The sequence below is a fragment of the Mesorhizobium sp. M0292 genome (assembly GCF_040321695.1).
Lineage (GTDB): Bacteria > Pseudomonadota > Alphaproteobacteria > Rhizobiales > Rhizobiaceae > Mesorhizobium.
This window is the reverse complement of sequence record NZ_JAMYSB010000035.1, coordinates 1-17,133: the sequence shown is the minus strand read 5'-3', so window position 1 is coordinate 17,133 and position 17,133 is coordinate 1. Positions and strand designations below refer to the sequence as shown.

Here is a 17,133-nt window from a genome sequence, read left to right as displayed (position 1 = left end):
CGAAATTCGTCAGTCAGGCATGGGATCGGCCATTTGTTTCGCTTCTTCCGTTCGACGGAAAACCAGCGCCTTATCGCAAGGCTTTTGCGGGAATCCTTTCACGCACATAGATTTGGCTACGCTGCGGCCATTCTGTCGATGCTGGTGGTGGCGGCAACGACAGCAGCCAGCGCCTATATGCTGCGCGAAATCACCAATGAATTCGTGGTTTACAAGAGGATTGGGCAGGTCAATCTGATCGCGGCGGCGACCGGAGCGATTTTCATTCTCAAGGGCTTCGCAAACTTCATCCAGGCCTACTTCATGAGCAGGGTCGGCAATGCCATCATCGCCGACCGGCAGCGCAAGATCTATGACAGCATTCTCGCGCAAGGCATCGAATTCTATCATTCGACCTCTTCGTCCGAACTGATTTCGCGCATGACGAACAATGCCCAGGCCGCGCGCAGCGTGCTCGACCAAATCGTCACGTCCTATGTTCGCGATCTGGTGACGCTGGCTGCGCTGGTGGGTGTGATGGTCTGGCAGCAGCCGGCGCTGTCCCTCATCTGTCTGGTGATCGGGCCGATCGCCATTTACGGCGTCAATCGTATCCTGAAGCGCGTCCGAAAAATTGCCTCGCAAGAATTCCGTTCGCTCGGCCAGATCGTGCAGGTGATGCAGGAAACTGCGATCGGCGTGCGCGTCGTCAAATCCTTCGGCCTCGAAGGCGCCATGCGCAAGCGCATGTACAAGGCCGTGTCGGACGTGGAGAGCCGCGCCAACAACATCGCCACGCTGGAGGCCGCCACCAGCCCGGTGATGGAAACGCTTGCGGGGCTGGCCATCGCTGGCGCCGTTTTTGTCAGCGGCTTCCTGGTTCTGGGCGGCGGCGGTCAGATGCCGGGCAACATCATGGCCTTCATCGCGGCGCTGCTGTTGGCCTATGAGCCGGCCAAGCGCCTGGCCCGCGTACGCATCTCGCTTGAAACCGGCATTGTCGGCGTGCGCATGATGTTCCAGCTCGCCGACCGGCCGCTGACGCTGGCCGAAAAGCCGGATGCAAAGCCGCTGCGGGCCGGGCCGGGTGAGATCCATTTCGACAATGTCAGCTTCGCCTACCCCGAAAGCGCGCCGGTGTTCGAGGGACTGGACCTGACGCTTGCCGCCGGCAAGATGACGGCGCTGGTCGGACCCTCGGGCAGCGGCAAGTCGACCATCCTCAACCTGATCATGCGCATGTACGACCCGCAGAGCGGCAGGGTGATGTTCGACGGGCAGGACATTTCTTGTGCCACGCTCACCTCGGTCAGGGAAAAGATCGCCTATGTCAGCCAGGACACGTTCCTGTTTGCCGGCACGATCATGCACAACATCAGGCTCGGGCGCGAGGGCGCCACGGACGAGGAAGTGATGGCCGCCGCAAGGGCCGCCAATGCACATGACTTCATCAGCGCCCAGGCGAAAGGCTACGACACGGATGTCGGCGAGAATGGCGCGCTGCTGTCAGGCGGCCAGCGCCAGCGCATCTCGATCGCACGCGCCATGCTACGCAATGCCGAAATCCTGCTTCTGGACGAGGCGACCAGCGCACTCGACGCCGAATCCGAGGCGCTGTTCCGCGACGCGCTGCAGCAGCTGACGGTCGGGCGCACCACCATCGTCATTGCCCACCGCCTGTCGACCGTGCACCAGGCCGACACGATCGTGGTGCTGGAGGCCGGCAAGGTGGTGGAAAGCGGCGCGCATCGCACGCTGCTCAACCAGGGCGGGCTGTATCAGAAGCTTTACGAATATCAGCTGATGCCGTGAGCTTTACCCTCCCCCTTGTGGGGAGGGTCGCTGCGCAGCAGCGGGGTGGGGGTCGGCGCCGCACCCTCACTCCGGCACGTGCCGCACCGCGCCCTTGTCGGCGCTGGTGGCGAAGGCGGCGTAAGCGCGCAGCGCGGTCGTCACCTTGCGCTTGCGCTTTTCCTCGGGCTTCCAGGCCATGGCGCCCTTCGCCTCCATGGCCGCGCGGCGCGCGTCGAGTTCAGCGTCGCTGACAGCAAGCCGGATCGTGCGGTTGGGGATGTCGATCTCGATCGTATCGCCTTCCTGCACCAGTCCGATCGTGCCGCCTTCCGCTGCTTCGGGCGAGGCATGGCCGATCGACAGGCCTGATGTGCCGCCGGAGAAGCGGCCGTCGGTGACCAGCGCGCAGGCCTTGCCGAGGCCTTTCGACTTTAGATAGCTCGTGGGGTAGAGCATTTCCTGCATGCCGGGACCGCCGCGCGGTCCTTCATAGCGGATGACGACGACATCGCCGGCCTTGATTTCGTTGGACAGGATCGCCTTCACGGAAGCGTCCTGGCTTTCGAACACGCGGGCCGGGCCGGTGAACTTCAGGATCGACTCGTCGACGCCGGCCGTCTTCACGATGCAGCCGTCGAGCGCCAGATTGCCTTTCAGCACGGCAAGGCCGCCGTCTTTCGAGAACGGCGTCTCGGCTGAGCGGATGACGCCCTTCTCGCGGTCGAGGTCGAGCTCGTCCCAGCGGCGGTCCTGGCTGAAGGCGACCTGTGTCGGCACGCCACCCGGAGCGGCGAGAAAGAAGTCGCGGACGCTCTGGCTCGAGGTGCGGGAGATGTCCCAATGGTCGAGCGCTTCGCCGAGGCTCGCCGTATGCACCGTGGGCAGGTTGCGGTTGAGCAGCCCGGCATTGTCGAGCTGGCCGAGGATCGCCATGATGCCGCCGGCGCGGTGGACGTCTTCCATATGCACGTCGGACTTGGCCGGTGCGACCTTGCATAGCACCGGAACCCGCCGTGACAGCCGGTCGATGTCTTCCATGGTGAAGTCGACTTCTCCCTCGTGCGCGGCGGCAAGGATGTGCAGCACGGTATTGGTCGAGCCGCCCATGGCGATGTCGAGCGTCATGGCGTTCTCGAAGGCGCCCTTCGAGGCGATGCTGCGCGGCAGCGCCGACTCATCATCCTGCTCGTAGTAGCGCTGGGCGAGATCGACGATAAGGTGACCCGCCTCGACGAACAGCCGCTTGCGGTCGGCGTGGGTTGCCAGCGTCGAGCCGTTGCCGGGTAGCGACAGGCCGAGCGCCTCGGTCAGGCAATTCATCGAATTGGCGGTGAACATGCCGGAGCACGAGCCGCAGGTCGGGCAGGCCGAGCGTTCGATGACCTTGACGTCCTCGTCGGAGATCTTGTCGTCGGCGGCGGCAACCATGGCGTCGACCAGGTCGAGCGCTTGTGTCTTGCCGGCGAGCACCACCTTGCCGGCTTCCATCGGCCCCCCGGAGACGAAGACGCTTGGGATATTGAGGCGCAAGGAGGCCATCAGCATGCCGGGCGTGATCTTGTCGCAATTGGAGATGCAGACCATGGCATCGGCGCAATGCGCGTTGACCATATATTCGACCGAGTCCGCGATCAGCTCGCGCGACGGCAGCGAATAGAGCATGCCGTCATGGCCCATGGCGATGCCGTCATCGACGGCGATGGTGTTGAATTCCTTGGCGACGCCGCCGGCCTTCTCGATCTCGCGCGCCACCAGCTGGCCAAGGTCTTTCAGATGGACATGACCCGGCACGAACTGGGTGAAGGAATTGACCACCGCGATGATCGGCTTGCCGAAATCCGAATCCTTCATGCCGGTGGCGCGCCACAGGCCGCGGGCGCCGGCCATGTTGCGGCCGTGGGTGGTGGTGCGGGAGCGATAGGCAGGCATGAATTTTCCTTGGCTGGCTGGCTGCGCCCGGTGCGGAGCGTGGCGGCGCGGAACTTGGATCGCAGGGTTTATAGACCGGCAAGTATGGTCTGGCCACTTTTTTGCAATGCGCCAGAGTCTCGCTGAAAATCAGGGTTTCGAAAAAGATTGCCGGCCAGTGTCGGATCGCTAGCCCGGCATCCGTCCTTGGACGACGGCAAGGGAATGGCACCATTTCTATAAGTCAGCAGCTTCACCTGTAACCGCAACCAAACACCCGAGGAGCATGACATGCAAAAGATCACCACCTGCCTGTGGTTCGATGGCCAGGCCGAAGAGGCGATGAATTTCTACGTCTCCATCTTCAAGAATTCGAAGGTGCTGAGCGTGCTGCGTTGGCCCGAAGGCCATGCCGATGCCGGCAAGGCGCTGGTGACCACGTTCGAACTCGACGGCGTGCAGTTCCAGGCACTCAACGGCGGACCGCAATTCAAGTTCAACGAGGCGATGTCACAGTCGATCGACTGCAAGACCCAGGAAGAGGTCGATTATTTCTGGGACAAGCTCATCGAAGGCGGCGGCGAACCGTCGCAATGCAGCTGGCTGAAGGACAAGTTCGGCGTCTCCTGGCAAGTCGTGCCGGAGCAGCTGCCGCGCCTGCTTCTGGATCCGGACCGGGCCAAGGCCGGGCGGGTGATGTCGGCGATGATGCAGATGAGCAAGATCGATATTGCCAAGATCGAGGAAGCTGCGGAGGGGTGAGAAGCGGCCGCGTAGCGGACGAAAAGCCAATTGCTTTGCTTTTCGAGCTTCGAACGCCCTGAGCCATGCGAACGGCCGGCGCGCGTTGGAGCCAATTGACCCTTCAACGTCGGCGCTGCCCCTCATCCGCCCTTCGGGCACCTTCTCCGCGTAAACGGGCAGAAGGAAAAGGGGCGCCTTACGCCGCCTTGTCGCGGACCTGGTAGTCCTTGATGGTAGCGAAGCGGATGGCTTTCCAGCGTTCGGCTTCGTAGTTCAGCGAGAAGGCGTGCTGGGCCAGAAACACCGGATCGTTGTCGAGGTCGCGGGCGATATCGCCGCGATGCGCCTCAATGAAGCGAAGCGTCTCGGCCTTGTCGTCGGCGGAGATCCAGCGGCAGACTGAAAAGCGCGACATCTCGAATTCGACCGGCAGCGTGTATTCGAAGTTCAGCCGTTCCTTCAGCACATCGAGCTGCAGCGCGCCGACGACGCCGACGATGGCCGGCGAGCCGTCTTCCGGCGAAAACAGCTGCACGACGCCTTCCTCGGCCATCTGGTGCAGCGCTTCCTTGAGTTTTTTCGCCTTCATCGCGTCGCCGAGGCGCACACGGCGCAGGATTTCCGGCGCGAAGTTAGGTACGCCGCGGAACAGTATCTCCTCGCCTTCGGTCAGCGTGTCGCCAATGCGCAGCGTGCCGTGGTTGGGGATGCCGACGACATCGCCGGCAAACGCTTCGTCGGCGGTGACGCGGGTGCGGGCAAAGAAGAATTGCGGCGCCGACAGGCTCATCGGCTTGCCGGTGCGCACCAATTTCGCCTTCATGCCGCGCTCGAGCTTGCCCGAACAGACGCGCACGAAGGCGATGCGGTCGCGATGGTTGGGGTCCATATTGGCCTGGATCTTGAACACGAAGGACGTCATCTTCTCCTCCGTCGCCTCGACCTTGCGGGTGTCTGCTTCCTGCGCACGCGGCGGCGGGCCGAAGGCACCGAGCGCCTCGATCAGGTCGCGCACGCCGTAATTGCGCAGCGCCGAGCCGAAATAGACCGGCGTCAGATGGCCCTCACGGAACGCGTCAATATCAAGAGGTCGGCAGGCCTCGCGCGCGAGTTCCAGCTCCTCGATGAAGGCTTCGCGCTCGTTTTCCGGCAGCAGGCCGGCGACGCGGTTGGAGTCGGGGCCGTTGACCGGCGTGCGGTCTTTCTCTGCATCGCCCCTGCGCACAGCGTTGAGCGCCAGGTGGTAGGTGCCGGCAAAAGTCTTGCCGCGGCCGATCGGCCAGGTGATGGGGGCAGTGTCCAGCGCCAGCTTCTGCTCGATCTCGTCCAAAATCTCGAAGGGGTCGCGGCTTTCGCGGTCCATCTTGTTGATGAAGGTGATGATGGGGATATCGCGCAGCCGGCAGACCTCGAACAGCTTCAGCGTGCGCGGCTCGATGCCCTTGGCGGCGTCGATGACCATGACGGCCGAGTCCACCGCCGACAGCGTGCGGTAGGTGTCGTCGGCAAAATCCTCGTGGCCGGGCGTATCGAGCAGGTTGAAGACATTGTCCTCGTATTCGAAGGTCATCACCGAGGTGACGACCGAAATGCCGCGCTCGCGCTCGATCTTCATCCAGTCGGACCGCGTCTGGATGCGGTCCTTCTTGGCCTTGACCTCGCCCGCAAGCTGGATGGCGCCGCCGAACAGCAGCAGCTTTTCGGTGAGCGTCGTCTTGCCGGCGTCTGGGTGGGCGATGATCGCGAAAGTGCGGCGGCGCGATACCGCCTGTTCGATGTCTTCAGCCAATTTCTGGAATCCTGTCTGTGGCGCGGGCTTCTAGCAGCGCATTGCCAGCCTGTCGACAGTTTCGGGCCGGCAGGCCGACCACACTTGAGCTTGAATCGTTACGGTGGCATCAGAGGAGCCCATTCTGAGAGGTCCGGTATGAGCAGCGCTAAAGAAGTCATCGTCATCGGCGCCGGCATTATCGGGGCGTCCATCGCCTGGCACCTGACCAAGGCCGGGGCGCGGGTGACTGTGATTTCCGATAGTGGTGCCGGCGGCGTCGCCACGCCAAACTCCTTTGCCTGGATCAACGCCAGCTGGGGCAATCCCGAAATCTATTTCCGGCTGCGCATCCGTGCGATGGCCGAATGGAAGCGGCTGGCAAACGAGCTGCCCGGCCTGCCGCTCGCCTGGTGCGGCGGGCTGTGCTGGGATCTGCCGGCCGACAGGCTCGAAGCCTACGCGGCTGAGCACGCTTCCTGGGGTTACGGCATCGAACGCGTCGACGCCGGGCGCGCAGCGCAAATCGAGCCCAATCTCGTCGAGCCGCCGGAATTCGCTGTCTATGTCGCGGAAGAAGGCGTGGCCGAACCGGTCGCAGCGGCCAAGGCGCTGCTGGCCGACGCAGAACGGCAAGGTGCGCGCGTTCTCTCCAGTTCTGTAACCGCACTTGTCCAGACCGATGGCAGGATTGCCGGTGTCGATACATCGCATGGGCTGATGCCAGCCGAAGAGGTGGTGATCGCAGCCGGTGTCGGGGCGCCCGATATTGCCGCTACCGTCGGCATCAAGCTGCCGATCGAGACGCCGCCCGGTCTGATCGTCCACTCGCAGCCCTACAAGAAGCTCCTCAACGGGCTGGTGCATGCCGAAAAGCTGCATATGCGCCAGACGGCGGAGGGCCGCATCATCGCCGGCTCGGATTTCGCGGGGAGCGATCCCGGTGAGAATCGCGACGCCACGGCGCGCGAGCTGTTTGCAGCAATGAAGGCGGCTTTGCGCGGCGCCGACGAACTGGAATTTGATTTCCACACGGTTGGCTACCGGCCGACGCCGATCGACGGCTTTCCGATCATCGGCCGCGCCGAGGGCACGGAAGGTCTCTATGTCGCCGTCATGCATTCCGGCATAACGCTGGCGCCGGCGGTCGGGCTGTTCGCCACGCGCGAAATTCTCGACGGCGAGCGTGATCCGCTGCTGACGCCTTATTGGTTGGGTCGGTTTGCTCAGTAGCCCGGCGGACGCTTGAAGCCGCCGGTCAGCGCTTCGATCGCCTTGGCGATGCCGAGCAGCCGCGATTCCGACCAGCGCTTGCCGACCAGTTGCAGGCCGATAGGCAGGCCGTCGCGGTCTTGCCCGCAGGGCAGCGAGAGTGCCGGATGGCCGGAATAATTGAAGACCGCGCCATAGGCCGGTAGCATCCAATAGCTTTGCTCCTTGCCGTCGACTTCGATCGGCGTGCCGGGCTCACAATGCGCGAAGGCCGTGGTCATGGCGACCGGGCACAGCAAGGCATCGCAGGTTTCGAAGAACCTGTCCCAGGCCAGGATCGAGCGGTCGCGGCGAGCGAGCGCCTCGAACCAATTGGTGATCGGCGTTGGCTGCTCCGGCGGTTCGGGCTGCGCTGCCTCCAGCATCATGCCGATCAGATCGCCGCCCTGCCCCAGATCGTGATGCAGATCGATCTCAGGCAAGTTCGCTTCTTCCACAATCACCCCTGCTGATTGCAACCGCTTGGCCAGGCTTTCGGCGGCGACAGCGATTTCGCCAGCCACCGGAAAGCCGGTGATGGACGGCGCCACGGCGATGCGCAATGTCTTGAGGTCTAGCCTGAGCATGGCCTCTACGGGCACCGGCGCGAGGTCCGTGTCTGCTCCGTCCGGGCCGGCGATGATTTTGTAGATCAGCGCAAGATCCTCCACGCTGCGCGCCAGCGGGCCGAGGCAGGACATCAGCCGCACGCTACGCGCCGCGCCGTTCGGATCGGGGAAGGCGCCGGCCAGCGACACGCGATGCTCGGTCGGTTTCAACCCGTAGACACCGCAAAAAGCCGACGGCAGACGGATCGAATCCTGCATGTCGGTGCCGACATCGAACGGCGTCATCCCGGTCGCCACCGCTGCCGCGGCGCCACCGCTGGACCCGCCTGACGTGCGCGAGCGGTTCCACGGATTGCTGGTGCGACCGAACAGCGGGTTGTCCGCCTGCCAGTCCCCCAGCATCGTCGCGACATTGGTCTTTCCAATCAGGATGCCGCCTGCGGCTTTCAATCGGGCGACGACCGGACTGTCTGCCTTTGCCACATAGTCGGCGAATGGTGCGAAACCAACCGTGGTCTTCATATCAGCGGTTTGGTGCATGTCCTTCAACGTGAAAGGCACGCCATGCAGCGGTCCGAGCCCATCGCCGCGCGCCTGCACCGCGTCGGCCTGTTTCGCGCGCTCGCGGGCGCCTTCCCGCTCGAGATTGACGACCGCGTTGACCGCCTCGTTATGCAGATCAATCTGCGCCAGTTGCGCGTCTAGCGCCTCAACGGCGGAGATTTTTCGCGCCGCAATCGTGGTGGCGAGGTCGACGGTCGAGGAGAAGACTAGGTCCATGGCGAATGCTCCGGCAGTCGGCGCCTTCGCCAAATGGCAGGCGCGGCTTGAAGTGAGTTCAGCATTTCTAGGACAGGGAACGCTTGATCGTAATTGCGCTGACCGGTTCGGTTGAGGGGGGCGCGAAGGAATGCGGCCTACCCTGTTTCCTTCGATCAGCCCACCAGCGCGAGCTTCGCAGTTGCCGGCACGAACGGCCGAATAACCATCCCATCGCCGCTGATCGTGACAAAACTCGCGGGCGGGATGGCCTGCCATTCCCCGCCCTCGCGATCGAAAGGCTCCGACACGATGCAACGGCCGGCATTGCGCACCGACGTGTACAGCGTCGGCGCGTGATCGTCGCTGGCATAGCGCACGGCATACAGCGCCTTTCCATCCGAAAAGGCCGCAGTCAGTTTCAAGGCTGGCTCCAGACCGGCGCGGCGCGATGCCTCGATGACGCGGGCGGTGGCGCGCGATACTGCCCCTTGCGGGTCGCCAGCAAGACCCTCGTCGATCATCAGCAGGAAAAGCAGCTCGGAATCGGTGGTGCCTTCACGCTGGTCGAAGACGGCGTCGCAGAGCGAGTTCTCCAGCGCGCGGCGGATCTTTTCGAAGCCGCCGATCTGGCCATTGTGCATGAAAGACCAGCTGCCGGAGATGAAGGGATGGCAGTTCATGCGGCTGGTGGCGCCGCCGGTCGACGCCCTGACATGGGCGAGGAACAGGCCGGATTTGATCTGCCGGCACAGGCTTTTCAGATTGGGATCCGACCAGGCCGGCAGGATGTCGCGGTAGAGGCCGGGCTCGGGCCGGTCGCCATACCAGGCAAGGCCGAAACCGTCTCCATTGGTCGGCGACTTGGCTTCCTGGGCGCAATGGCTCTGGGCAATCAGCGAGTGGCAAGGCGCGGTGACGACGTCTTCGAGGAAGACCGCTTCACCCAGATAGGCCGCCCATCGGCACATCGCTTCTAACCAATCCTAGACGAGATCCAAGTGAGCCTGGGGCTCCTTGACCGCGTGCGAGCCTCTGTTGTGCGTCCGTTCATAAAGTTCGCGAACGATTCGGCTTGCCACAGTTTCGAAGAGAAACGGCAAGAAAGCGTGAACGAGTGCCGCACCAGCGGCCATCAGGAGGCGCGAGCAGAACCAGGCGGCAAAGGCCATATGGCTGAAATAGGTCTCGCCCACCTTGGCCGGGTGAGAGGTGAACAGCTTCGAAAACAGCGTCGTCATGGTGATCCCTCCTGCCGGGATAAGCCCCGATGTGGGTATCCTGCCACGGGGTAAAGGTTCATCGGTCTCAATTTGTCCTTGTCTAACGCCGTGGTTCGGGACATTCATCCCAACATGGCGCTTGAATTTGATGAAATCGACCGAAGATTGCTGGCCGAGCTGCAACGCGACGGCACACTGTCGGTCGATCAGCTCTCCGAAAAAGTGTCGCTGTCGCGCAACGCCTGCTGGCGCCGGGTCAAGCGGCTGGAAGAGGACGGCGTCATCACCGGGCGGGTGGCGCTGGTCGATGCCGACAAGCTCGGGCTCGGGCTTTCGGTGTTCATCCTGATCCGCACGTCCAATCATGACCCGGACTGGCTGCAGAAGTTTCGGGCGGCGGTGACCGGTTTTCCCGAGATCACCGGAGTCTATCGCATGTCCGGCGATCTCGACTACGTGCTGCGCGCCCGCGTCGCTGACATGAAGGCCTATGACCGGCTCTATCAGCGGCTGATCGCCAAGGTGGCGCTGTCGGACGTTTCGGCCTCCTTCGTCATGGAGGAGATCAAGGAGACGACGGTCGTTCCGGTGGAATTGCGCTAGGTCACACTGACGCCCGAAAGAAAGCCGTTGATAGGCCTGCGGACGAGTTGACCGAATCGCCGTTCGCGCCGATAGGATCGATTTTATGCGCGCAGCCCTCCACAATTCCTCCGTCATCGGTCCAACCGTCGGCTTCGTCAGGTTGCCGCATGGCGATGGACTTCCCCTTCCCGCTTACGAAAGCACCGGCGCCGCCGGCATGGATCTGCGCGCCGCGGTGCCGGAAGACCGGCCGCTGCTGATCCTGCCTGGCAAGCGCGCCTTGGTGCCGACCGGTCTGATCCTGGAAATTCCCGAAGGAATGGAAGGCCAGGTGCGGCCGCGCTCCGGCCTTGCCTTCAAGCATGGGCTGACCGTCCTCAATTCACCAGGCACGGTCGACAGCGACTATCGCGGCGAGGTTAAGGTGCTGCTGGTCAACCTCGGCGACGAGGATTTCGCGGTGACGCGCGGCATGCGCATTGCCCAGATCGTCTTTGCCGCGGTGACGCAGGTGACGGTTGAGGAGCGCTCGCTGGCCGGCGCCACGACGCGCGGCGCGGGCGGGTTCGGATCGACCGGCACCGCCTGAATGAGCATACCGAAACTGGTCATCTTCGACTGCGACGGAATCCTGGTCGACACCGAGAACCTTGCCAACCGGCGGCTTGCCGAGTGGTTTGTTGCCGCCGGTTATCCCACCACATTCGAATATTGCCGCAAATATTTTTCCGGCCGCAGCATGGCTTCGGTGCAGAAGGAAATCGAAGAGACGACCACGGTGCGGCTCGGCGCCGATTTCGTCGATCGCTGGAATGCCGGCCTGCCCGATCTGTTTGCGCATGGCGTCGAGGCGATCCCCTATGTGCGCGACTTCATCGAGGCGGTTCGCGCGGCCGGCATTCCCTATTGCGTCGCCACTTCTGCGCGTATCTCGAAGATGCACATCACGCTCGGCCAGACCGGGCTGCTGCCGCTGTTCGAGCATGCCATGTTCTCTTCGACCATGGTCAGCCGCGGCAAGCCGTTCCCGGACCTGTTCCTGCATGCGGCAAAGACCATGGGTTTTGCGCCGGCCGACTGCATCGTCATCGAGGACAGCGTTGCCGGCACGCAGGCCGGCATTGCCGCCGGCATGCGTGTCTATGCCTATCATGGCGATCCCTATTCCGACCGCGATGGCCTGGCCAGCGCCGGCGGCGTCCTGTTCGACGACATGCGCGAACTTGCCGGGCTGGTGCCGATCCACTGAAGCTGTGTTAGGTTCCGCGCGGCCAGCCTGAGGCGCCCATGCCAACGAACCTGCTTCGCTCCATCCTAAAGCGTTTCACCGTTTCATGGAAACGGCGAACCGCTCTATCTTTTTGTTTTGTTGCAATTTCCGGCCGGACAACCGCACACACTTTTCCTGAAATTGCTCTAGCGCTTGTGCTGCTGCCGTGGCTTTGGACCGCAGCCGGCGCGCAAGCCGTCAGCTTCCCGGAATTCGGCAGCGCCATCCCCGGCCACATGGATGTGACCTATCTGGACCTCGCAAGGATGGTCATTCCCGGCCTCGCAGGTGACAGCAACGGTTTCTACCGGGGTGGATTGCCGATCGAGATGCGCCACATCGAGGGACCGGATGGCGGCGGTTCGCCGCCTGAGACATCGGGCCTCTCCAACGCCGGCGTGCTCGCCATCAAGGCCGGGGGCAAGGACCGGCTGGCGATGCTCTACGACCTCGGCGACTCTCCCGACAGCGCCGAAGGCTATGCCGTGCTGGCGCTCTACGACATCACAGACAAGCCGAAGCTGCTCGACGCCGTCAATGTCGCGCTCGACCGCGGCACCTATTTCCGTGAACCGGGCAAGCTTTCCGTTGGGCCGAACGACGACATCGTGATCACCATGAGCGCGCATTTCAATTCAAGCCAAAACTACGCGATCACGCCGCTGATCATGGTGCGCGACGACAAATTCCAATTGATCGACATGATCTTCACCTTCGATGAGAACCTGTGCGCCTACAGCCGCAAGCAGGACGTTGCTTTCCAGACGATCGCTGACGGGCAGCCTTATGCCGCGGTCAAAGTGACGGTGACCGACGCCACGGTGCTCAACGGCGAGAGCTGCGACGACCAGCCGCCCAAGCCTGAAGCCCACACAATTTCCGTTACCTATCATTGGGACAAGAAGACGTTGCACTACGTCAAGGATTCCGATGCGCTGGACAAATTGGCAGGAGAGAACGCCAAACGCTTCTGAGCCAACCGCATTCGTTTGCCCGGTGCATTGCTGCACGATAGTATCTGCCGGCATTTCCGCATCTGAAGGGAGCACTCATGGACAAGGGCAAGATCTTTCGCGACCTGCACGCCTCGACCTTCGTCATGCCCAACCCCTGGGATGTCGGCACGACCAAGCTCCTGGCCTCCTTCGGCTTCAATGCGCTGGCGACGACCAGCGCCGGTTTTGCCTTCTCGCGCGGCCTGCCCGATGGCGCAGTGACCTTCGAGGCGATGATCCACCATTGCCGCGAGCTGACGGCGGCAACCAGCCTGCCGGTGTCGGCCGATCTCGAGAAAGGCAAGGGCGACAGCGCGACGAGTGCCGCCGAGACGGTTTTTGCGGCCGAAGCGGCAGGTCTCGCCGGCTGCTCGATCGAGGACCATACCGGCGATCCCGACAAGCCCATCTATGAGTTTTCACACGCAGTCGAGCGCGTTGCAGCTGCTGCTGAGGCCGCACGGGCGCTCAAGCATGATTTCGTCTTCACCGCACGGGCCGAGAATTTCCTTTGGGGCAAACCGGATCTCGACGACACGATCAAGCGGCTGCAGGCCTTCGAAAAGGCCGGCGCCGATGTGCTCTATGCGCCCGGCCTCAAAGATGTCGAGACCATCCAGAAAGTCTGCTCGGCGGTGAGCAGGCCGGTCAATGTCATGGCACTCCCGGCCTTCACCATCGCCGACCTTGCCATGGCCGGGGTCAAGCGCATCTCGCTCGGTCCGTGGCTGACCAATTTCGCCTTCGGCATGCTGGAAACCGCGGCGCGCGAGATCCAGCAGGACGGCACGTTCGGCTTCACCCGGGCCGCCATCCCGTTCGGCAAATTGCAGGCGCTGTTTTCCAAATCCTCAGGCTAGGGGGTCCCGGCGCATGACGCTCACCGTCGTCGACATGCACACCGGCGGCGAGCCGCTCAGGATCGTCACCGACGGCTATCCAGACATTCCCAAAGGCACGATCCTGGAAAAGCGCGCCTATGTGCGCGACCACCTCGACCATTTGCGCAAGCTGCTGATCTTCGAGCCGCGCGGCCACTACGACATGTATGGCGCGCTGCTGGTGGAGCCCGACCTGCCCGGCGCCGAGCTGGCCGTGCTGTTTATGCACAACGAGGGCTATTCGACGATGTGCGGCCACGCCATCATTGCGCTTGGCCGCTACGCCGTCGACGAAGGGCTGGTGGTCAAGCAGGAGCCAATCACCACCGTCAACATCGAGGCGCCGTGCGGCATGGTCGTCGCCTCGGTCGAGGTCAGGGACGGCAAAGCGGGATCGGTGTCGTTCGAAAGCGTGCCGGCCTTTCTGTTTGCCCATGACCAACAAATCGAATTGGGGGGATACGGCAAGATTGCGTTCGACATCGCCTATGGCGGCGCCTTCTACGCGCTGGCCGACTGCCATCAATTCGGCCTGGAGTTCGGCCGCAGCCGGGTGCGCGATTTCGTCGACGCGGCAACCGCGCTGACCGAGCGGCTGAAGGCGGCGTTCCCTCTATCGCATCCCGACCATGCCGATCTCGCTTTCCTCTACGGCACCATCCTCACCGATGGACACGATGCGTTCTCCGGCGAGGCAACAAAAAACATCTGCGTCTTTGCCGATGCCGAGGTCGACCGCTCGCCGACCGGCTCCGGCGTCACCGCGCGGCTGGCGGCAATGCATGCCAAGGGTGAGATCAACCCTGGTCAGGAGCGGTCCTTCGAAAGCATCGCCGGCTCGCGCTTTTCCGGAGCGGTGGCGCGCACGACCATGGCCGGCCCGCATGATGCGATCATCGCCCGCGTCGGCGGCCGCGCCTACTATTCGGGCCGGGCGGAATTCACCGTCGAGCCGGATGACGAATTGGGACGCGGTTTTCTTCTGCGTTGATAGGCCTATCGCCCGGCGCTCTCCCGCGCGCCGACCGCCTTGTGCAGATGCACCATCATGGCGGCGGCAAAGAGCGGCGTCAGCAGGTTGAGCAGGGGCACGGCGAGGAAGGCAGCGATGAGCAGCCCGGCCAGAAAGACGGTGCCGGCATATTTCCGGCGCAACGCCCTCGCCTCATCTTCCGGGCGGAAGCGCATGGCGGCGAATTCGAAGAATTCACGTCCGAGCAGATAGCCGTTGACGATGAAGAAGGCGGCGATGTTGACGCCTGGAACCAACAGAAGGAGCAAGGCGACGATGTTGCCCAGGATGACGACGCCGAAGAATTTCACCGACAACACGAGCGAGCGCAGCGCCGGCATGGCGCGTCCGACGGGATCGGCCGGATAGTCGGTGCGCTCGACCACTTCGGCGATGTCGTCGAGAAACAGGCCCGCCACGATTGCCGTCACCGGCGCGATCAGCAGCGCCATCCCGAAGGCAAGAGCGATGGCCGCGATAATGCCGCCCAGCCATCCGGCCCAGGACGGCAGGCCGGGCAACAAGGAGTGAACCCATGGCAGCGCCAGCCAATCGACAAGCCCGGTCAAGACGAACCACAAGGCGACCAGCGCCAGGACGGTCAAGCCCAGCGTCTTCAGGAAAACCGCGCGGAATTCGGGAGAAAACAGCCGGCTGAAGGCGGCGCGGGCAGCGTTGGAGATCACGGCGTTTCCACCCCCAGGAACAAACGAATATCTCCGACATAGGCGGAGACCCTGTCAGCCGCAAGCCTGCCGGAGCGGGCACAATTCCGGACGGGACTTAGAGCATGACCCCAAAAAGTGGGTACCGGTTTTGGAAAAGATCATGCCCCAACAAAGGGCTAGATCATGATGAGATTTCAACCAAATCTCATCATGATCTAGCGCGCCAGCGCCCGGGAGCGGGCGGGGATGGTCATCGCCGCAACGCCGGCGACGACGCAGCCCATCCCCCAGAACGCCGTCGGCCCCAGGCTTTCGCCGAGGAACAGGACACCGATGCCGACGCCGATCGGCACGCGCAGATAGGCCTGCGAGGTCGTGCCGACCGAACCAAGCGTGTGGATGAGGCGGAAAAAGATGCAGAAGGCCAGCGCCGTGGAGAACACCGACAATGCCAACAAGGCCAGTATCGACGCCATTGAAGGCGACAGCGTCCACGGGCGGTCGAAGGCCAGGCTCAAGGGGACGAGGATGACCGCGCCGCACAGCATCGAGCCGGCGGCCGGCAGCATCGGGTCGAGTCCCCTAAAGCTGCGGCCGAAAATGGCTGCGCCGGCATAGCAGACCGTGGCGGCAATGACGGCAAGCTGCGCCCACAATTGATGGCCGAGCCCGCCAAGCGCCTGGGTGCCGACGATCAGGCAAATGCCGGCAATGCCGGCACCGACACCGAACAGCTTGCGTGCGGTCACGGATTCATGGCGGGTGATAAGCGCGGTCAGCAGGAAGGTGAAGATCGGCGAGGTCGCGTTGAGAATGGTGGCCAGACCGGCGTCGATGGAGCGCTCGGCGGCGGCGATCAGCGTGAACGGCACGACGCTGTTGAGGCAGGCCTGGACCATGAACCGCCACAAGGTCGCGCTGTCCTTGGGCATGGCGAGGCCGCGCCAGCGGATCAGCGCGAGCAGGATGGCGCCGGCAATCAAGGTGCGGGCAGCGATGAAGGATATCGGCGGGATCGTCTCGACACCGATCTTGATGAAGGTATAGGACGCGCCCCACAGGGCCGCCAGCACGCCAAGCAGCGCCAGTTCGGTGGTCATGTCGGTCTTTGCTTGCATGCGGGTGCTTCCAGCGCCTGATTTGAGGCCAAGCTTGTAGGCGACCCGGCGGTCAGATGCTTCGGCCACGGTCGAACTGTGATGGAGCCTCGTCCCAGGCGCGCGCGCCGGCTTGGGCCGGCAAAGGATGGAAATCGGTTGCCATTTTTCGGGGTGATGCTGTAGACCCGCCCGGGCGCGGCAGAAAGCCGGCAGGTTCCGAGGCGGAGACATTGATGCCGGATTTTGACGTGCTTTGCATCGGCAATGCCATTGTCGACATCATCGCCCAGTGCGACGACGCTTTTCTCGAGACCAACGGCATCATCAAGGGTGCGATGAACCTCATCGACACCAAGCGCGCCGAGCTGCTCTACAGCCGCATGGGGCCGGCGATCGAGGCCTCGGGCGGCAGCGCCGGCAACACGGCGGCGGGCGTCGCCAGCTTCGGCGGCCGCGCCGCATTCTTCGGCAAGGTATCGAACGACCCGCTCGGCGAGATCTACGCCCATGACATCCATGCCCAGGGCGTTGCCTTCGACACCAGGCCGCTTGAGGGACAGCCGCCGACGGCGCGCTCGATGATATTCGTCACCCCCGATGGCGAGCGTTCGATGAACACCTATCTCG

17 protein-coding genes are annotated in these 17,133 nt (G+C 63.4%); 10 read left to right on the top strand and 7 right to left on the bottom strand.

Annotation, left to right across the window (positions count from 1 at the left end; genetic code table 11):
• The first annotated feature begins 33 nt into the window (after positions 1–33).
• Positions 34–1,791, top strand: coding sequence for an ABC transporter ATP-binding protein (locus NKI96_RS30535; protein WP_023685110.1), 1,758 nt, complete (start codon positions 34–36; stop codon positions 1,789–1,791).
• Between the two features lie 66 nt (positions 1,792–1,857).
• Here the strand turns inward: NKI96_RS30535 and ilvD are convergent, their stop codons facing one another.
• Positions 1,858–3,702, bottom strand: a complete 1,845-nt coding sequence (gene ilvD / locus NKI96_RS30530; RefSeq protein ID WP_023692643.1) for a dihydroxy-acid dehydratase — start codon at positions 3,700–3,702, stop codon at positions 1,858–1,860.
• A 270-nt stretch (positions 3,703–3,972) separates the two neighbouring features.
• On the opposite strand from ilvD, the gene NKI96_RS30525 reads away from it, so the two are divergent.
• On the top strand, positions 3,973–4,443 hold the full coding sequence (locus NKI96_RS30525) for a VOC family protein (RefSeq protein ID WP_023672886.1): 471 nt from the start codon (positions 3,973–3,975) through the stop codon (positions 4,441–4,443).
• 178 nt (positions 4,444–4,621) lie between these two features.
• Here the strand turns inward: NKI96_RS30525 and NKI96_RS30520 are convergent, their stop codons facing one another.
• On the bottom strand, positions 4,622–6,214 hold the full coding sequence (locus NKI96_RS30520; RefSeq protein ID WP_023692644.1) for a peptide chain release factor 3: 1,593 nt from the start codon (positions 6,212–6,214) through the stop codon (positions 4,622–4,624).
• Positions 6,215–6,352: 138 nt separating this feature from the next.
• On the opposite strand from NKI96_RS30520, the gene NKI96_RS30515 reads away from it, so the two are divergent.
• Positions 6,353–7,426: an NAD(P)/FAD-dependent oxidoreductase gene (locus NKI96_RS30515; RefSeq protein WP_352807586.1), complete on the top strand. Its 1,074-nt coding sequence runs from the start codon at positions 6,353–6,355 to the stop codon at positions 7,424–7,426.
• Here NKI96_RS30515 and NKI96_RS30510 read toward each other — a convergent pair.
• From NKI96_RS30510 to NKI96_RS30500, 3 genes are all read right to left on the bottom strand, one after another.
• Positions 7,420–8,793, bottom strand: a complete 1,374-nt coding sequence (locus NKI96_RS30510; protein WP_023692646.1) for an amidase — start codon at positions 8,791–8,793, stop codon at positions 7,420–7,422. The two genes, NKI96_RS30515 and NKI96_RS30510, sit on opposite strands and share 7 nt — an antisense overlap.
• A 155-nt stretch (positions 8,794–8,948) precedes the next feature.
• Positions 8,949–9,743, bottom strand: coding sequence for a class II glutamine amidotransferase (locus NKI96_RS30505; protein ID WP_023692647.1), 795 nt, complete (start codon positions 9,741–9,743; stop codon positions 8,949–8,951).
• A gap of 15 nt (positions 9,744–9,758) precedes the next feature.
• The gene (locus NKI96_RS30500; RefSeq protein ID WP_031198207.1) at positions 9,759–10,013 is read right to left on the bottom strand and encodes a DUF6356 family protein; all 255 of its coding nucleotides are present in this window, start codon (positions 10,011–10,013) and stop codon (positions 9,759–9,761) included.
• A gap of 114 nt (positions 10,014–10,127) precedes the next feature.
• Here NKI96_RS30500 and NKI96_RS30495 point away from each other — a divergent pair, with 114 nt between their 5' ends.
• The 6 genes from NKI96_RS30495 to NKI96_RS30470 all read left to right on the top strand — a co-directional run bounded on the left by NKI96_RS30495 (position 10,128) and on the right by NKI96_RS30470 (position 14,717).
• Complete coding sequence (locus NKI96_RS30495) at positions 10,128–10,598, top strand: Lrp/AsnC family transcriptional regulator (RefSeq protein WP_023690042.1); 471 nt, start codon at positions 10,128–10,130, stop codon at positions 10,596–10,598.
• Positions 10,599–10,683: 85 nt separating this feature from the next.
• Positions 10,684–11,169, top strand: a complete 486-nt coding sequence (dut, locus tag NKI96_RS30490; protein ID WP_023690041.1) for a dUTP diphosphatase — start codon at positions 10,684–10,686, stop codon at positions 11,167–11,169.
• A complete protein-coding gene (locus NKI96_RS30485; RefSeq protein WP_023685119.1) occupies positions 11,170–11,829 on the top strand; it encodes an HAD family hydrolase in 660 nt (219 codons plus the stop codon). It abuts the gene before it with no gap.
• Between the two features lie 176 nt (positions 11,830–12,005).
• Positions 12,006–12,824 carry a hypothetical protein gene (locus tag NKI96_RS30480; RefSeq protein ID WP_245260580.1) on the top strand — a complete coding sequence of 273 codons (819 nt, stop codon included), beginning with the start codon at positions 12,006–12,008 and terminating at the stop codon, positions 12,822–12,824.
• A 77-nt stretch (positions 12,825–12,901) separates the two neighbouring features.
• Complete coding sequence (locus tag NKI96_RS30475) at positions 12,902–13,705, top strand: isocitrate lyase/PEP mutase family protein (protein ID WP_023692650.1); 804 nt, start codon at positions 12,902–12,904, stop codon at positions 13,703–13,705.
• Between the two features lie 13 nt (positions 13,706–13,718).
• Positions 13,719–14,717, top strand: coding sequence for a proline racemase family protein (locus tag NKI96_RS30470; RefSeq protein ID WP_023692651.1), 999 nt, complete (start codon positions 13,719–13,721; stop codon positions 14,715–14,717).
• Between the two features lie 5 nt (positions 14,718–14,722).
• Here the strand turns inward: NKI96_RS30470 and NKI96_RS30465 are convergent, their stop codons facing one another.
• Positions 14,723–15,424: a sulfate transporter family protein gene (locus tag NKI96_RS30465; protein WP_023692652.1), complete on the bottom strand. Its 702-nt coding sequence runs from the start codon at positions 15,422–15,424 to the stop codon at positions 14,723–14,725.
• A gap of 197 nt (positions 15,425–15,621) precedes the next feature.
• Positions 15,622–16,524, bottom strand: a complete 903-nt coding sequence (locus tag NKI96_RS30460; protein WP_023672873.1) for a DMT family transporter — start codon at positions 16,522–16,524, stop codon at positions 15,622–15,624.
• 215 nt (positions 16,525–16,739) lie between these two features.
• Between NKI96_RS30460 and NKI96_RS30455 the strand changes: the two genes are divergently transcribed.
• The coding region (locus tag NKI96_RS30455) for an adenosine kinase (RefSeq protein ID WP_352807583.1) at positions 16,740–17,133 on the top strand (394 nt) is incomplete at its 3' end.

Bases quoted from the DNA above. Each gene is read 5' to 3' on its own strand.
- NKI96_RS30505 (WP_023692647.1), bottom strand. From the start codon at position 9,743: ATGTGCCGATGGGCGGCCTATCTGGGTGAAGCGGTCTTCCTCGAAGAC.
- NKI96_RS30460 (WP_023672873.1), bottom strand. From the start codon at position 16,524: ATGCAAGCAAAGACCGACATGACCACCGAACTGGCGCTGCTTGGCGTG.
- NKI96_RS30510 (WP_023692646.1), bottom strand. From the start codon at position 8,793: ATGGACCTAGTCTTCTCCTCGACCGTCGACCTCGCCACCACGATTGCG.
- dut (WP_023690041.1), top strand. From the start codon at position 10,684: ATGCGCGCAGCCCTCCACAATTCCTCCGTCATCGGTCCAACCGTCGGC.
- NKI96_RS30475 (WP_023692650.1), top strand. From the start codon at position 12,902: ATGGACAAGGGCAAGATCTTTCGCGACCTGCACGCCTCGACCTTCGTC.
- NKI96_RS30500 (WP_031198207.1), bottom strand. From the start codon at position 10,013: ATGACGACGCTGTTTTCGAAGCTGTTCACCTCTCACCCGGCCAAGGTG.
- NKI96_RS30515 (WP_352807586.1), top strand. From the start codon at position 6,353: ATGAGCAGCGCTAAAGAAGTCATCGTCATCGGCGCCGGCATTATCGGG.
- NKI96_RS30495 (WP_023690042.1), top strand. From the start codon at position 10,128: ATGGCGCTTGAATTTGATGAAATCGACCGAAGATTGCTGGCCGAGCTG.
- NKI96_RS30470 (WP_023692651.1), top strand. From the start codon at position 13,719: ATGACGCTCACCGTCGTCGACATGCACACCGGCGGCGAGCCGCTCAGG.
- NKI96_RS30525 (WP_023672886.1), top strand. From the start codon at position 3,973: ATGCAAAAGATCACCACCTGCCTGTGGTTCGATGGCCAGGCCGAAGAG.
- ilvD (WP_023692643.1), bottom strand. From the start codon at position 3,702: ATGCCTGCCTATCGCTCCCGCACCACCACCCACGGCCGCAACATGGCC.
- NKI96_RS30485 (WP_023685119.1), top strand. From the start codon at position 11,170: ATGAGCATACCGAAACTGGTCATCTTCGACTGCGACGGAATCCTGGTC.